Annotated in this window: 14 protein-coding genes and 1 tRNA gene; 4 read left to right on the top strand and 11 right to left on the bottom strand. The window is 72.0% G+C overall.

Translation table 11 applies throughout. The features are described 5' to 3' along the window. Positions 1–77: 77 nt before the first annotated feature. A complete protein-coding gene (locus tag AB0D99_RS02125) occupies positions 78–314 on the bottom strand; it encodes a DUF397 domain-containing protein (RefSeq protein ID WP_015037566.1) in 237 nt (78 codons plus the stop codon). Further along, the gene (locus tag AB0D99_RS02130) at positions 315–1178 is read right to left on the bottom strand and encodes a helix-turn-helix transcriptional regulator (RefSeq protein ID WP_362355830.1); all 864 of its coding nucleotides are present in this window, start codon (positions 1176–1178) and stop codon (positions 315–317) included. Positions 1179–1442: 264 nt separating this feature from the next. Between AB0D99_RS02130 and AB0D99_RS02135 the strand changes: the two genes are divergently transcribed. The 3 genes from AB0D99_RS02135 to AB0D99_RS02145 are packed head-to-tail and all read left to right on the top strand — an operon-like array spanning position 1443 to position 3023. Then, entirely contained in the window at positions 1443–1892 is a 450-nt protein-coding gene (locus tag AB0D99_RS02135) for an ATP-binding protein (protein ID WP_362355832.1), read from the top strand. 5 nt (positions 1893–1897) lie between these two features. Continuing rightward, on the top strand, positions 1898–2344 hold the full coding sequence (locus AB0D99_RS02140; RefSeq protein ID WP_362355834.1) for a hypothetical protein: 447 nt from the start codon (positions 1898–1900) through the stop codon (positions 2342–2344). Beyond that, positions 2313–3023 carry a methyltransferase domain-containing protein gene (locus AB0D99_RS02145; RefSeq protein WP_362355836.1) on the top strand — a complete coding sequence of 237 codons (711 nt, stop codon included), beginning with the start codon at positions 2313–2315 and terminating at the stop codon, positions 3021–3023. The genes AB0D99_RS02140 and AB0D99_RS02145 overlap by 32 nt, the downstream gene beginning before the upstream one ends. Positions 3024–3099: 76 nt before the next feature. Here the strand turns inward: AB0D99_RS02145 and AB0D99_RS02150 are convergent. Further along, positions 3100–3187 (bottom strand) — tRNA-Leu (locus AB0D99_RS02150). A 257-nt stretch (positions 3188–3444) separates the two neighbouring features. Here AB0D99_RS02150 and AB0D99_RS02155 point away from each other — a divergent pair. After that, positions 3445–4713: a DUF2254 domain-containing protein gene (locus tag AB0D99_RS02155; RefSeq protein ID WP_362356051.1), complete on the top strand. Its 1269-nt coding sequence runs from the start codon at positions 3445–3447 to the stop codon at positions 4711–4713. A 138-nt stretch (positions 4714–4851) separates the two neighbouring features. Here AB0D99_RS02155 and AB0D99_RS02160 read toward each other — a convergent pair whose 3' ends face one another. From AB0D99_RS02160 to AB0D99_RS02195, 8 genes are read right to left on the bottom strand one after another with little or no spacing between them, the layout of a single operon-like run. Beyond that, a complete protein-coding gene (locus AB0D99_RS02160) occupies positions 4852–5910 on the bottom strand; it encodes a sugar phosphate isomerase/epimerase (RefSeq protein ID WP_362355838.1) in 1059 nt (352 codons plus the stop codon). Beyond that, the gene (locus AB0D99_RS02165; RefSeq protein ID WP_362355840.1) at positions 5907–7358 is read right to left on the bottom strand and encodes a nucleotide pyrophosphatase/phosphodiesterase family protein; all 1452 of its coding nucleotides are present in this window, start codon (positions 7356–7358) and stop codon (positions 5907–5909) included. The genes AB0D99_RS02160 and AB0D99_RS02165 overlap by 4 nt, the downstream gene beginning before the upstream one ends. Continuing rightward, positions 7355–8524, bottom strand: a complete 1170-nt coding sequence (gene eboE, locus AB0D99_RS02170; RefSeq protein WP_362355842.1) for a metabolite traffic protein EboE — start codon at positions 8522–8524, stop codon at positions 7355–7357. The genes AB0D99_RS02165 and eboE overlap by 4 nt, the downstream gene beginning before the upstream one ends. A 13-nt stretch (positions 8525–8537) precedes the next feature. Continuing rightward, positions 8538–9386: a TatD family hydrolase gene (locus AB0D99_RS02175; protein ID WP_362355844.1), complete on the bottom strand. Its 849-nt coding sequence runs from the start codon at positions 9384–9386 to the stop codon at positions 8538–8540. Continuing rightward, on the bottom strand, positions 9386–9940 hold the full coding sequence (locus AB0D99_RS02180; RefSeq protein WP_362355846.1) for an EboA domain-containing protein: 555 nt from the start codon (positions 9938–9940) through the stop codon (positions 9386–9388). Before AB0D99_RS02180 ends, AB0D99_RS02175 begins: the two co-directional genes overlap by 1 nt. Further along, positions 9934–10824, bottom strand: coding sequence for a sugar phosphate isomerase/epimerase family protein (locus AB0D99_RS02185; protein WP_362355849.1), 891 nt, complete (start codon positions 10822–10824; stop codon positions 9934–9936). The genes AB0D99_RS02180 and AB0D99_RS02185 overlap by 7 nt, the downstream gene beginning before the upstream one ends. Further along, positions 10821–11735, bottom strand: coding sequence for an SCO3242 family prenyltransferase (locus AB0D99_RS02190; protein ID WP_362355851.1), 915 nt, complete (start codon positions 11733–11735; stop codon positions 10821–10823). Before AB0D99_RS02190 ends, AB0D99_RS02185 begins: the two co-directional genes overlap by 4 nt. Next, positions 11732–12862 (bottom strand): inositol-3-phosphate synthase, encoded by a 1131-nt coding sequence (locus tag AB0D99_RS02195; protein ID WP_362355853.1) that lies wholly within the window; start codon positions 12860–12862, stop codon positions 11732–11734. The genes AB0D99_RS02190 and AB0D99_RS02195 overlap by 4 nt, the downstream gene beginning before the upstream one ends. Positions 12863–12878 lie beyond the last annotated feature (16 nt).

A 12878-nucleotide genomic window follows, 5' to 3' on the forward strand; every position in this document is an offset into this window, starting at 1 on the left:
CGAGGCTCCTGGTCGGCGGAGAGAACTGCGGCTATCAGAGCAAGAGTTACGCGACGGTAGGCGGGTGACGGAAGGGGTCAGGTGAGCAGAAAGTCGGCCTGACCGGATTTCGCCCCTTGGATGAAGGCGGCGATCTCTCCATGGGTGTAGATGAGCGCTGGTCCCTCAGGGTCTGCGGACTGTCGCACGGCGACTCTGCCGTCGGCCAGCTTCATGGCCTCCACGCAGTTGCCCCCGTTCCCGCCGCTCCACGGCTTGTGCCATCCCTCGGCACCGAGTTCCGCGGCGGGCATGCCGTTGTATATGCGATCCATTCACAGCTCCTTGCGGAGATCCCGGAGGATCTCCTTCGTGCGTTGTGCAGTCGCGGCCTGGGCCGCCATGCGGTCCATGACCTCGAGATGAGAGGCCACCTCGGGGCGCGCGTCGAGATAGACGGCGCCGGTGAGGTACTCGCTGTAGACCATGTCCGGGAGTTCGGGCACGGCGAAGCGAAAGAGGACGAACGGTCCATAGGTGCCGGGGTGGTGGCCGGACGCGAACTCCGCGATCTGCAGGGTGACGTTCGGCAGCTCGGACGCTTCGAGCAGCCGGTCGAGCTGGTCGCGCATCACTTCGGGCCCGTCGCCGACCGGTCGGCGGAAGACCGTCTCGTCCATGATCACCCAGAACTTCGGGGCGTCCTCCCTGGTGAGCAGGGACTGGCGCTCCATCCGCAGGGCTACATGGCGCTCGATCTCCTCGGCATCGCTGCCGCCGACCGCCCCGCTGCGCAGAATGGCGCGGGCGTACCCCTCGGTCTGCAGCAGACCGGGGACGAATTGGGGTTCGTACTCCCGGATGAGGCTCGCGGCCCCCTCCAGGCTGACGTACATGGAGAACCAGCCGGGCAGCACGTCGTGGAACCGCTGCCACCAGCCGGGGAGATTGGCCTCCTCCGCGAGGGCGACGAAGCCCTCGGCCTCGGAGTCGGTGATGCCGTACGCCTTCAGCAGGAGCTGGACGTACGGGATCTTCAGCGCGACTTCCGCCGTCTCCATGCGCCGGATGGTGGCCGGAGCGACACGGAGGACCTTGGCGGCCTCCTCCCGCTTCAGGCCGGCACGCTCGCGCAGATCCTGCAGACGCTTCCCGAGAACGACCTGTCCGACCGTGGGGGCGGACCGCGGCTCGCTCACTCTCAGACCTCCCCGACGCGCTGTTTTGGTTGAGTGTGCCATGAACAGAATGAACAGGGCCAGAGAGAACACAGCACTCTGCAATTTTCAGAGTGCCACTTGCCAAGTGTCCGTGTCGGGAGCAAAGTATTCCGGTGAACCAGTACGCGCTGCTGCCGCGCGCCGCCACGGGAGGCGATGTACGGCACTGCTTACCCACTGTTGTGAGGATCGGTCGTGGCTTCTGGTAACGCGCTCCCCTCAGGTCTAGCGAGCCCTCGCGTCATGACCCAGCGCCCACGAACCGACGCCCCCCGTCCCGGCCTCCGCCCCGATGTCCGCCGGTTCGCCTTCGAGCTGCCGGCCCGCACGTCCTCCGTCTCCCGCGCCCGCAGGCTCGCGGAGGAGCGCCTCATCCTCTGGGGCTGCGATCCGGAGATCCGCGACACGGTCACCCTGATCGTCTCCGAGCTCGTCACCAACGCCGTCGTGCACACCGCGAGCACCCATGTCGTCTGCGAACTGCGCGAGGGCGAGGAGCAGTTGCGCATAGCGGTCCGGGACGAAGGCGGCGCCGGCGATCCGCGGATACGAGACTGCGGCGAGGAGGAGCGGGGCCGCGGGCTGATGCTCGTGGACGGACTGTGCAGCGCCTGGGGAGCGGACCGGACCGGTCATGGAACGGCGCGGGTCGTCTGGGCCGAGCTGGCCCACGGCATGGGACACACGTGCTGAGGTCGATGGCGACGCTCCTGACGCCGAGATCCCGCAGGAGCGCGGGGTCGGAGGCGACCCGCCTGATCGTGCCGCCGGAGTTCCGCACCGCTCTGGGCTGCGACGCCGTGGGAGTGCCGGCGCGCTACGGATTCCGGATCCTGTCCCGGCTGCCCGCCAAGGGCTGCGTCTACGCGGACACCGACTGGTGGTGGTGGCTCGTGCCGACCGGCTCGGACCTGGAGCTGACCTGGCCGATGCCGGCGTGCTACGCCCCCGGTGCGGAGATCCCGGACCGCCGGCCCCGTCTGATCCACCGCCCCGACGGCACCTCGCCCTACACCCCGCCGATCCCTCTCTACCTGCTGTGCTGCCAGCTGACGGGCACCGCCCCGTCCTGGCCCCTCCTTCCCACGCAGAGTGACGGCGTAATGTCGGAGCATGTTCACCCCTCAGGGCCCGACCGTCCGTGAGCTGGCCGTCCAGGCCCTCTCCTCGGTGGAGCACGGCTACGACCTGCTGGCGAAGAAGTTCGACGAGACCCCGTTCCGCACCCCGGACCCCGTCCTGGACGCGGTGAGGGAGACCCTGCGGCCCCTCGGCCCCTTCGAGCGGGGCCTCGACCTCTGCTGCGGCACCGGCGCGGGCCTCTCCGTCCTGCGGGAGCTGTGCACGGGCCGGATCACCGGCGTCGACTTCAGCGCGGGGATGCTGGCCGAGGCCCGCCGCTTCCACCCGAAGGCCACCCTGATCCGCGCGGACGCCCTGTCCCTCCCCTTCGCACCGGTCTTCGACCTGGCGGTCAGCTTCGGCGCCTTCGGCCACTTCCTCCCGGCGGAGCAGTCCAGGCTCTTCGCCCGGACCCACGCCTCCCTGCGCCCGGGCGGCCTCCTCGCCTTCCCCCTCCCCGCACCGCCTCGGGTCGGCTCGCTCCCGTACTGGACCCTGCTGGGCTTCGACGTGACGATGCGCGTACGGAACGCGCTGTGGCGCCCGCCCTTCGTCATGTACTACCGGACGTTCCGCCTGGCGGACGTGCGCGCCCGCCTGGCGACGGCGGGCTTCGAGGTGTCGCTGCTGCCCCTGGAGGGACTGGGTCGACGGGAGGACGGCAGCCCGCGCTGCCGGCTGGTGCTGGCGCGGAAGGTGTAGCCCGCCCCGGGAACAGGCCGGGACGACGACGAAGGCGGGCCGTGGCTTCTCGCCACGACCCGCCTTCGTATTCCTCTGGTGTCCGAGGGGGGACTTGAACCCCCACGCCCGATAAAGGGCACTAGCACCTCAAGCTAGCGCGTCTGCCATTCCGCCACCCGGACTGGGTGTTGTCGTCGTCCCGGGGTGTTCCCCGCGGCGACATGGATAACTCTACCAGGGGTTCGACGCGCCTTTCACCCACGTTTCCCGTGGTCAGTGGGGTGCCACGGGCCGGATGTCCTTGATCGAGTCCGGGCGCGCCGCAAGGTCGTACAGAGTGTCGCCCTACGCATACGCGGAGTGGCGCTCCACCCCGCCTAGCCTGCCCTGGGTGAGCTACGAATCCGACTCCCGCAGGTCGACGTACCGCAGGCCCCGGATGCTGTCGCCGATGCGGGAGCATCTGCGGGACACCTTCTGGTTCGCGCCGATCCTGTCGATGGTGATCATCTCCGCGCTGTGGGCGGGTGCGTCGACGCTGGACGAGGCGATCATCGGGTGGCTTCGCGACGAGGGGGCGTACGAGGAGATCTCCGACCTCATCGCGCTCTCCGACGACGCCAAGACGATCGTGACGACGATCTCCTCGGCGATGATGACCTTCATCGGTGTCGTCTTCTCCATCTCCCTGGTCGCCGTGCAGATGGCGAGCGGCCAGTTCAGCCCCCGGATCGTGCGGATCTTCATCCGGAGCAGGATCACCAAGGCGACCTTCTCCGTCTTCCTGTCGACCTTCGTGCTGTCCCTGCTGGTGCTCTCCTCGTACGAGAGCGAGACGGATCCGCGGTACGTGACGATCGTGCCCCTGGTCCAGTCGCTGCTGACACTCGTCATGGTCGCGCTGAGCCTGCTGCTCTTCGTGGCGTACGTCAGCACGACACTGCAGCTGATGCGCGTGGGGCACGTGGTGGAACGGATCACGACCGAGGCGCTGTCCGTGCTGGCCAAGCAGCCGCTCTACGGGGACGAGGTCGGCGACCTCGGGAAGCCCACGGCCTTCCTCGTCCACCGGGGGCGCGCGGGCGTCCTGCGGGACGTCAACGTGGCGTGGCTCGTCGGCGGCGCGCAAAGGCACGGCGTCGTGCTGCGGCTGCTGCCCAAGATCGGGGACTTCGTGGTGCCCGGGACCCCCATCCTCGCCGTCCACGGCGGACAGGTTCCGCGCAGGCTCGCCTCCGCGGTCTCCCTCGGGATCGAGCGGACGTTCCACCAGGATCTCGGATTCGGCCTCCGGCAGCTCGCCGACATCGCCCTGCGGGCCCTCTCCCCCGCCGTCAACGACCCGACCACGGCCGTGCAGTGCCTGGACCGGATCGTCCAGATCCTCGCGGTCCTGGCGGCCCGGCCGCTCGGGGCCGTCCAGCACCGGGACCGCGCGGGCACCGTGCGCCTGGTGCAGGACGGACCCGGATGGACCGACCTGGTGGATCTGGGCTTCACCGAGGTCCGGGGCTGCGCCGCCGCCAGCCCGCAGGTGTCGCGGCGCATGCTCGCCGGGCTCGACGACCTGCTGTCGCTGGTCCCCGAGGAGCGCCGAGCACCGCTGATCCGGCACCACGCGCTGCTCACCCAGCTGGTGGAGCGCGCGGTGCCGGAGGCGGCCGACCGGTCCTTCGCCCTGGAGGCGGACCGCCAGGGCATCGGGTGAGCCCGGTGGCCGGACCGGACCATCGCGTGGCGGCGAACCCGGGGCCGGCCGGCCGAGGCGCGTGAGCCCGGGGCCGACCCGGCCGACGCGCGTGAGCCCGGTGGCAGTGCCGGGTCGGCATCCGGTGGGCTGGGCCGGTCAGCAGTCCTTCTCGCGCAGGGAGCGGAGGTGCGCGGCGGACTTGCGGGCGAAGGCGAGGGACTCGACCGGGTTGTCGTGTTCGGCCTGCCAGTGGTGGGCGCGGTAGCCGTGCTGGGTGCGGTTCACCGCCGAGATGAAGCGCCGGTAGTCGATGTCTCCGTCCCCGACGTCCGTCATGCGGTAGCCGTCGCGGACGGAGTCGTCGTGTTCGCCGTCCTTGACGTGGAAGAGCGGGTAGCGGTGCGGCTGGTCGAGCACGTAGTCCAGCGGGTCGAAGGGCGCCGGGGTGCCGTCGACGCGCCGTGAGAAGCGGAACTGGGCGGCGTACGCCCAGTAGATGTCCATCTCCAGGTGGACGAGGTCGGGGTCGGTCTCCGCGAGCAGGACGTCGTAGAGGCGGACGTCCGGCCGGTCGGTGGCGAAGGAGAACTCCTCGGCGTGGTTGTGCTGGTAGAACTTCATGCCGCGCTTCCTCGCCTCGGCGCCGTAGTGGTTGAACTCCTCGGCGCAGCGCTTCCAGCCGTCGACGGTGGCGCCGTAGCGCCAGGGGCCCGAGGCGGTTCCGATGTGCGGGAGACCGAGGGCCTGGGCGTCGTCGAGGACCTTGTCGAGGTTCTGGGCGAAGGTGTACGCGCCGGGGTCGGAGGAGTAGTAGCCGACGTGGCTTCCGATGCCGGTCAGGCCGTTGTCGCGGGCGAGCCGCTTGAGCTGGGCGAGGGTGATCGGGCCCGCCGAGCCCTGGCTGTAGCCGGCGAACTCGACCTCGTCGTATCCGTACTTCTTCAGCTCGGCGAAGACGGCGGCGAAGCCGAGGGTGGCCACCTTGTCGCGCAGCGAGTAGAGCTGGATGCCGAGGCGTCCCGGGGGCATGACGGGGCGGCCCCGTCCGTGGCCCCGGTCGGCGGCCGCGGTGCCCGCTTCCGCGGCCGCCGCGGTGGGGGCGGTCGCGCCGAGCAGGGCCGCGGCGGTGGCGCCTGCGGCGACGCCGAGCATGTTCCGTCTGCTGAGCCTGTGGGTGAGCTCCGGGTCGGCGGGGGTGCGGCGGGTGCGGCTCATCTGTGGACAACTCCTTGGGTGTCGGTCGGGTCTGCTTCACTGGAGTCCGGTCGGTGAAGACCGGCCAGCTGGAGCAAGAGGGACTTCACATCGGTGGCCGCGACGCGGCCGCTGACAGCGCGGGGGGTGGAGCACAGAATGAGCGGACCTTCGTCGTCGCTCGTGGGGAGGCGGCCATGGCTGCCGCGAATAGGTGAGGGGTCGAGGGGGACCACCGCCAGCCGGTAGCGCATCCCGAGCTTCTTGCGCGCGATCGCCTTCGCCGCCTTGATCCGTACGTACGGGTCGAGGGGGTCCATGAACAACTCGACCGGGTCGTAGCCGGGTTTGCGGTGGATCTCGACGAGCTGGGCGAAGTCGGGTGCCTTCGTGTCGTCGAGCCAGTAGTAGTACGTGAACCACGCGTCGGGGTCGGCGAGGGCGACGAGCTCCCCGGAGCGGGGGTGGTCCAGGCCGTGCTCCTTCTTCCCCTCGTCGTCGAGGAGCCGCTCGATGCCGGGCAGTCCGGCGAGGGTCTCCCGGACGACGTCCAGGTCTTCCGGGCGTCGGACGTAGACGTGGGCGATCTGGTGGTCGGCGACCGCGAAGGCCCGGGAGGTCATCGGGTCGAGGTACTCCATGCCGTCCTGGGTGTGGACCTCCAGGAGGCCGGCTCGGCGCAGGGCCCGGTTGATGTCGACGGGCCTGTTCACGCGCGTGATGCCGTACTCGGAGAGGGCGACCACCGTCCGGCCTTCGGCTCGGGCGTCGTCGAGGAGGGGCGCGAGGGCCGTGTCGAGCTCGGCCGCGGCGCGCGCGGAGCGCGGGTCGTCGGGGCCGTACCGCTGGAGGTCGTAGTCCAGGTGCGGCACGTAGCAGAGGGCCAGGTCGGGTCGGCGGGTGCGCAGGATGTGGCGGGTGGCGTCGATGATCCACCGGCTGGAGACCAGGTCGGCGCCGGGTCCCCAGAAGTGGAAGAGGGGGAAGGTTCCGAGCCGGTCCGTGAGTTCGTCGTGGAGGGCCGGGGGCCGGGTGTAGCAGTCGGGTTCCTTGCGGCCGTCGGCGTAGTAGACGGGACGGGGGGTGACGGTGATGTCGGTGTCGGCGCCCATGGCGTACCACCAGCAGATGTTGGCCACGGTGTAGCCGGGGTGGGCGCGTCGGGCGGCGTCCCAGAGTCTGTCGCCGGAGACGAGTCCGTTGTGCTGACGCCACAGGAGGACGTCGCCGAGCTCGCGGAAGTACCAGCCGTTGGCGACGATGCCGTGTTCGGAGGGGAGGGTGCCGGTGAGGAAGGTGGACTGGGCGGTGCAGGTGACGGCCGGCAGGACGGTGGAGAGAGCCGCTTGGGAGCCGGTACGGCCAAGAGCCCGGAGGTGGGGCATGTGCCTCAGGAGCCGGGGGGTGAGACCGACGACGTCGAGGACCAGGAGGGGGGTGGGCCGGGTGTCGCTCCGAGGGCTGGTCATGGCAGTTCCTTGAGGCCGAGGTCGGTCAGGAGGTCACGGGCCAGGGTGAGTTCGGCGGCGATGCCGTCGGCCAGGCGGGCACGGGTGCGGGGGCGTCGGTCGGCCGGCAGCGCCTGCCAGGTGTAGGTCTCGACCTCCAGGTGGTGGGTCCGGGGGCGGGGGCCGCCCACGAGCAGGGCGAGGGCGGTCCGGAGCACGGGAAGGGTGGAGGTGAGCGGAGGCTCCGGTGGGGCGTGGAGGGGGACGTGGAAGTGCGCGCGCCAGGGGGCGCCGTCGGGGAGCGAGCGGCCCGCGAGGGCTTCGGGCAGGTCGTCGGTGCCGCGCAGGCCGGCTGCGGTCCGGGTGCGGGTCTGGTGCAGGAAGCGGGGTTCGGCGAACTCGGCGAGCGCGGTGCGGACCTCGGGCAGATGCGGGTGCTCGGCGTGCAGTGCGGCGGAGAGCTGGGTCTTGACGACGGGGATCCCGGCGGCGCCGAGGGCGTCCAGGGCGGTGTGCGGGTCTTCGAAGGAGGTGGCGAGATGGCAGGTGTCGACGCAGACGCCGATGCGGGGGCTGGAGAGGGCGGTGAGCGGGGCGATGGCGTCCGCGGTGGTCTCGACGGTGCAGCCGGGTTCCGGTTCCAGCCCGACGCGGACGGACTTCCCGGTGAGTTCCTCCAGGGCGTCGAGGCGTTCGGCGAGGGTGGCCAGGGCGGTGTGCGCGGTCTGCCCGGACCGGGCGTCGAAGGGGGTGCGCCAGGCGATCGGCAGGGTGGAGACGGAGCCGTCGGTGATGTCGTCGGGAAGGAGGGCGGCGAGGAGGCGGGCCAGGTCGGTGGTGTGGGCGAGACGTTCGGGGCGGGTCCAGTCGGGCTGGTAGACGCGGTACTTGACCTCCTCGGCGCCGAAGCCCTCGTACGGGAAGCCGTTGAGGGTGACGACCTCGAGTCCTCGGCGGTCGATCTCGGCGCGCAGTGCGCGCAGGGAGGCCGGGTCGGTGATCAGGGAGCGGGCGGCGTCCCGGGCGAGCCAGAGGCCGATGCCGAGCCGGTCGCGGCCGAGGCGCCGGCGCACGGGTTCGCAGTGGTCGCGCAGCTGGGCGAGGACGCCTTCGAGGGTCTCCGCGGGGTGGACGTTGGTGCAGTAGGCGAGGTGGACGGTGGAGCCGTCGGGGTGGCGGAAGCGCATCGGCGGGCTCGCCTCATTCCCCGCCGCGGAGGATGGAGTTGCCCTGGTGGGAGGTGTCGGGTGACGGGGGGTCGAGCCGGAGCCGGCCGCTGAGGCCGTAGAAGGTGACGGGGTTGCGCCACAGCACCCGGTCGACGTCGTCGTCGGAGAAGCCGGCGGCGAGCATGGCATCGCCGACCTTGCGGGTCTTGAGCGGGTCGCTCTTGCCCCAGTCGGCGGCCGAGTTCACGAGGACCCGTTCGAGGCCGTGGTCCTTGAGGACGGCGACCATGCGGTCCTCGTCCATCTTCGTGTCGGGGTAGATGGAGAAGCCGAGCCAGGCGCCGCTGTCGGCGGCTTCCTTGACGGTGGTCTCGTTGAGGTGGTCGAGGAGGACCCGGTCGGGTGCGAGCGCGGACTCCCGGACGACGTCGAGGGTGCGGCGCAGGCCGGCCTGCTTGTCGCGGTGGGGGGTGTGGACGAGCGCGGGCAGGTCGTGGTCGGCGGCGAGCTGGAGTTGGGCGGCGAGGGCGGTGTCCTCGGCCGGGGTCATGGAGTCGTAGCCGATCTCGCCGACGGCGACGACGTTGTCCTTGGCGAGGTAGCGCGGCAGGGCGTCGAGGACGGGGGTGCAGCGGGGGTCGTTGGCCTCTTTGGGGTTGAGGGCGAGGGTGCAGTGGTGGGCGATGCCGTACTGGGCGGCGCGGAAGGGTTCCCAGCCGAGGAGGGAGTCGAAGTAGTCGAAGAACGAGGCGGGTGAGGTGCGGGGCTGGCCGAGCCAGAAGGCGGGCTCGACCAGGGCGCGTACTCCGGCGTCGTGCATCGCCCGGTAGTCGTCGGTGGTGCGCGAGGACATGTGGATGTGGGGGTCGAAGATGCGCATCAGGACTCCTCGGTGGGGGCGGTGAGGGCGAGGACGCGGTGGAGGTCGGCGGGGACGGGGCGGTCGGCGGCGGTGCGTTCGGCCGCGTAGTCGGTGAGCATCCGGGCGAGTTCGCGGTCGCCGTGGGCGCGGTGGGACAGGCCGGCGACGACGTCGACGGGGACGCCGGTGAAGAGGCACTTGAGGACGGCGTGGCGCCAGGAGTGCGAGGTGAGGTGGGAGGCGGCGTAGGGGCCGAGAGCGGCGGAGAACAGCGTGGTGTCGTTGGTGCGCAGCGCGTCCTCGACCAGCGGAAGGGCCTCGGGGCCGGCGACGAGTGAGGGGAGGGCGAGCAGGACGGCACGTCGTTCGGCGGTGGAGCCCTGCTGGTAGAGGCGGGTGAGGACGGCCGTGTCGGCGTGGGCCGCCTTGAGGAGGAGGACGCGGGCGGAGTCGGCGTGCTCGGGGCCGCAGTGACGGCCGGCGGACGCGAAGCGCAGTTCCCAGAGGGCGGTGCGGGCCGTGGCGGCGGTGAGGGCTTCGTCGAGCCAGGCGCGGGCGGAGTCGGTCAGCATGCCGGGGCCTCCCGTGGGACGGGCTGGTCGCGGAGGAACGAGAGGGAGGTGCGGGCGAGTTCGGGGCCGGCGTGCGAGTGGCGGGGCAGTTCGACGACGGTCAGGCCCGGGTAGCCGGCGGCGGTGAGTTCGGCGAGGGCGGTGAGGACGGGTGGGAAGTCGATCTCTCCGTCGCCGAACGGGAGGTGTTCGTGGACGCCGGTGCGCATGTCCTCGATCTGGACGTGGTGCAGCCAGGGGGCGGCGGCGCGGACGCAGTCGGCCGGTGTCGCGGGCTCCAGGCACTGGCAGTGGCCGATGTCGAGGGTGAGGCCGAGGAGGCGGGGGTCCGGGTCGCCGAGGAGGCCGCGCAGGGTGTGGAAGTCGTCGAGGGTGGCGAGGAGGTGGCCGGGCTCGGGTTCGACGGCCAGCGGGACGCCGGCGGCGTCGGCCGCTTCGAGGACGGGGGTGAGGGCTGAGGCGAGGCGCTTCCAGGCGGTGGGCTCGGCCGTGTCCGCGGGGGTGATGCCGCTGAAGCAGTGGACGGCGTGGGCGCCGAGGTCGGTGGCGACGCGGACGGCGCGCAGGAGGAGGTCGGTGCGGGCGGCACGGGCGGCGGGGTCCGGGTCGAGGAGGGAGGGACCGTGTTTGCGTCGCGGGTCGAGGACGTAGCGGGCGCCGGTCTCGACGGTGACTCCGAGGCCGAGTGATCCGAGGCGTCGGGCCACTCGGGAGGTCCGGACGGCCAGGTCGGGCGCGAGGGGGTCCAGGTGCATGTGGTCGAGGGTGAGACCGACGCCGTCGTATCCGAGGTCGGCGAGGAGGGCGAGAGCGTCGTCGAGGCGGAGGTCGGTGAGGCCGTTGGTGCCGTAGCCGAGGCGGAGTCCGGGGGGTCGCCGGGTCATGTCGGACTCACCTTTCGGGCGAGGGCGCGGGCGAGCGGGGTGAGGCAGAGGAGCGCGAGTGCGGTGCGGGGAGCGCCGGCCCGGGCGGCGAGGGTGGCCTGGAGGGGGATCACGGCACGGATGCCGGCGCCGACGGAGCGCTGGGTGAGGGGAGGTGACGGGTTGAGGGCCGCGTGGAGGAGTGGCGTGGCCGGGGTGCGGGCGTAGGCGGCGGCGAGTACGGCCGTCACGAGGGGGCGGGTCCTGGCGGTGCGGGTCGCCTCGGCGGCCAGCGCCAGGGTGGTGGCGAGGGCCAGCAGCGGGGTGCGGGTCGAGCCTCCCCGCGTCTCGTGGCGGGAGACCGTGGTGACGCCGTAGATGTGCGCGCCCAGGAGAGCGGCCGAGCGCAGCGCCTCCTTCGGTGGGCGGGGGGTGGGGCGGAGGGGAGGGTGGGGGGAGGGGGAGGGGGAGGGCCCCCCGGTGGAGGTGGCGACGGTGCCGAGGAGGAGGTCCAGTGCCCGTGCCCCCGCCATCGCCGCGGGACCGGCCGGGGTGTGTTTGAGGTGGAGGTCGTAGGCCCAGACGGTGGCGGCGAGGGCGGTGGCGACGGTGAGCGCGGGGCGGCCCGCGCGGGCGGCGAGGCCGAGGCCGGCGGCGGTCAGGGCGGCCGAGGCGGTGAGGGCGGCCCTGGGGCTGATGCGGCCGGAGGGGATGGGGCGGTGGGGACGGTCGACGGCGTCCTCCGCGCGGTCGGCCCAGTCGTTGAGGGCCATGCCGGCCTCGTACAGGCAGAGGGAGGAGCCGATGGCGAGCAGGGTGGACCTGTTCGGTCGCAGGCCGGTGGCGGCCGCGCCGGCGAGGGCGTCCCCGGGCACGGTGAACAGGGCGGAGACGCGCAGCAGTTCGGCCCAGGGGGCGAGGCGTCCGCTCATCGTGCCGTCCCGAGGCGGGCGCCGAAGGCCAGGAGCCGCTCGTACTGTTCCGCCAGCGCGGCGGGGGCTTCGCCCTCCGGGTCCTTGAAGTAGAAGGCCAGGTCTTCCAGGGGGCCTGTCAGGCCCGTCTCGTGGGCGCGGGCGGTCAGCCGGGCCAGGTCGAGGACGAGGGGCGCGGCGAGGGCGGAGTCGCAGCCCTGCCAGGTGGTCTGGAGGGTCATGCGGGAGCCGAGGAAGCCGTCGAAGGCGATGTGGTCCCAGGCGGTCTTCCACTCCCCCAGGGCGGGGACGTCGTCGATGTGGACCTGGCCTTCCGGGGCCCGGCCGAGGACGTCGGCGAGGACGCGTTCCTTGCCCGCGTTCTTGGCCTCGGCGGCGGCCGGGTCGGCGAGTGCGGCGCCGTCGCCGCCGCCGAGGAGGTTGGTGCCGGACCAGGCGCGGACGGTCAGGGCGCGTTGGAGGAACATCGGGGCGAGGACGGAGCGCAGGAGGGTCTGGCCGGTCTTGCCGTCGCGTCCGGCGTGGGGAAGGCCGCTGGTCTCGACGGCTTCGGCGAGGGAGGGGTGGCGCAGTCCGGTGGAGGGGGTGAAGTTGACGTAGGGGCATCCGGCGCGCAGGGCGGCGGCCGCGTAGAGGGTGCTGGGTGGGAGCCCGGCGCCCCCCGACGCCGGCTCCGTAGAGGCCACATTGATGACGACCACGCGTTGCAATGCCAGCCGCTGGCGGAAGTCTGTCATGTCAGCGGCGAAGGCGGTGATGAGTTCCCGTTCGTCGCGGTGGTCGCCGGGGGCGGGTCCGCCGGGGCGGATCTCACCGTCTGCGGTGGTGAGTTCGGTGGCGACGGCGGTGGCGAGGCCGTGCGGGAGGACTCCCGCGGCGGTGAGTGCTTCGGCTCGTTTGGGGAGCGGGCACGCGGCCGTGTCGTGTCCGCCGAAGACGAGGGAGGTGAGGGGTGGGAGGCCGGCGGCGGTGAAGGGGTCGGTCTCGGTCACCATTCCGGTGGGTGGGTGCAGGCCGGCCGTGGTCGCGGCGCAGCCGGCCATCGCGGTGGTGGCCACGGAGCCTCTGGCTCCGATGAACCAGACTCCTGTGCGTGTTCCGGCTCCCGTGGGTGTTCCTGTGGTCACGGCCCTGCCTCCCTGG

Source organism: Streptomyces sp. NPDC047971 (assembly GCF_040653355.1).
GTDB lineage: Bacteria > Actinomycetota > Actinomycetes > Streptomycetales > Streptomycetaceae > Streptomyces.

Bases quoted from the DNA above. Each gene is read 5' to 3' on its own strand.
- AB0D99_RS02190 (WP_362355851.1), bottom strand. From the start codon at position 11,735: ATGAGCGGACGCCTCGCCCCCTGGGCCGAACTGCTGCGCGTCTCCGCC.
- AB0D99_RS02125 (WP_015037566.1), bottom strand. From the start codon at position 314: ATGGATCGCATATACAACGGCATGCCCGCCGCGGAACTCGGTGCCGAG.
- AB0D99_RS02155 (WP_362356051.1), top strand. From the start codon at position 3,445: ATGCTGTCGCCGATGCGGGAGCATCTGCGGGACACCTTCTGGTTCGCG.
- AB0D99_RS02160 (WP_362355838.1), bottom strand. From the start codon at position 5,910: ATGAGCCGCACCCGCCGCACCCCCGCCGACCCGGAGCTCACCCACAGG.
- AB0D99_RS02140 (WP_362355834.1), top strand. From the start codon at position 1,898: ATGGCGACGCTCCTGACGCCGAGATCCCGCAGGAGCGCGGGGTCGGAG.
- AB0D99_RS02135 (WP_362355832.1), top strand. From the start codon at position 1,443: ATGACCCAGCGCCCACGAACCGACGCCCCCCGTCCCGGCCTCCGCCCC.
- AB0D99_RS02180 (WP_362355846.1), bottom strand. From the start codon at position 9,940: ATGCTGACCGACTCCGCCCGCGCCTGGCTCGACGAAGCCCTCACCGCC.
- AB0D99_RS02175 (WP_362355844.1), bottom strand. From the start codon at position 9,386: ATGCGCATCTTCGACCCCCACATCCACATGTCCTCGCGCACCACCGAC.
- eboE (WP_362355842.1), bottom strand. From the start codon at position 8,524: ATGCGCTTCCGCCACCCCGACGGCTCCACCGTCCACCTCGCCTACTGC.
- AB0D99_RS02185 (WP_362355849.1), bottom strand. From the start codon at position 10,824: ATGACCCGGCGACCCCCCGGACTCCGCCTCGGCTACGGCACCAACGGC.
- AB0D99_RS02165 (WP_362355840.1), bottom strand. From the start codon at position 7,358: ATGACCAGCCCTCGGAGCGACACCCGGCCCACCCCCCTCCTGGTCCTC.
- AB0D99_RS02145 (WP_362355836.1), top strand. From the start codon at position 2,313: ATGTTCACCCCTCAGGGCCCGACCGTCCGTGAGCTGGCCGTCCAGGCC.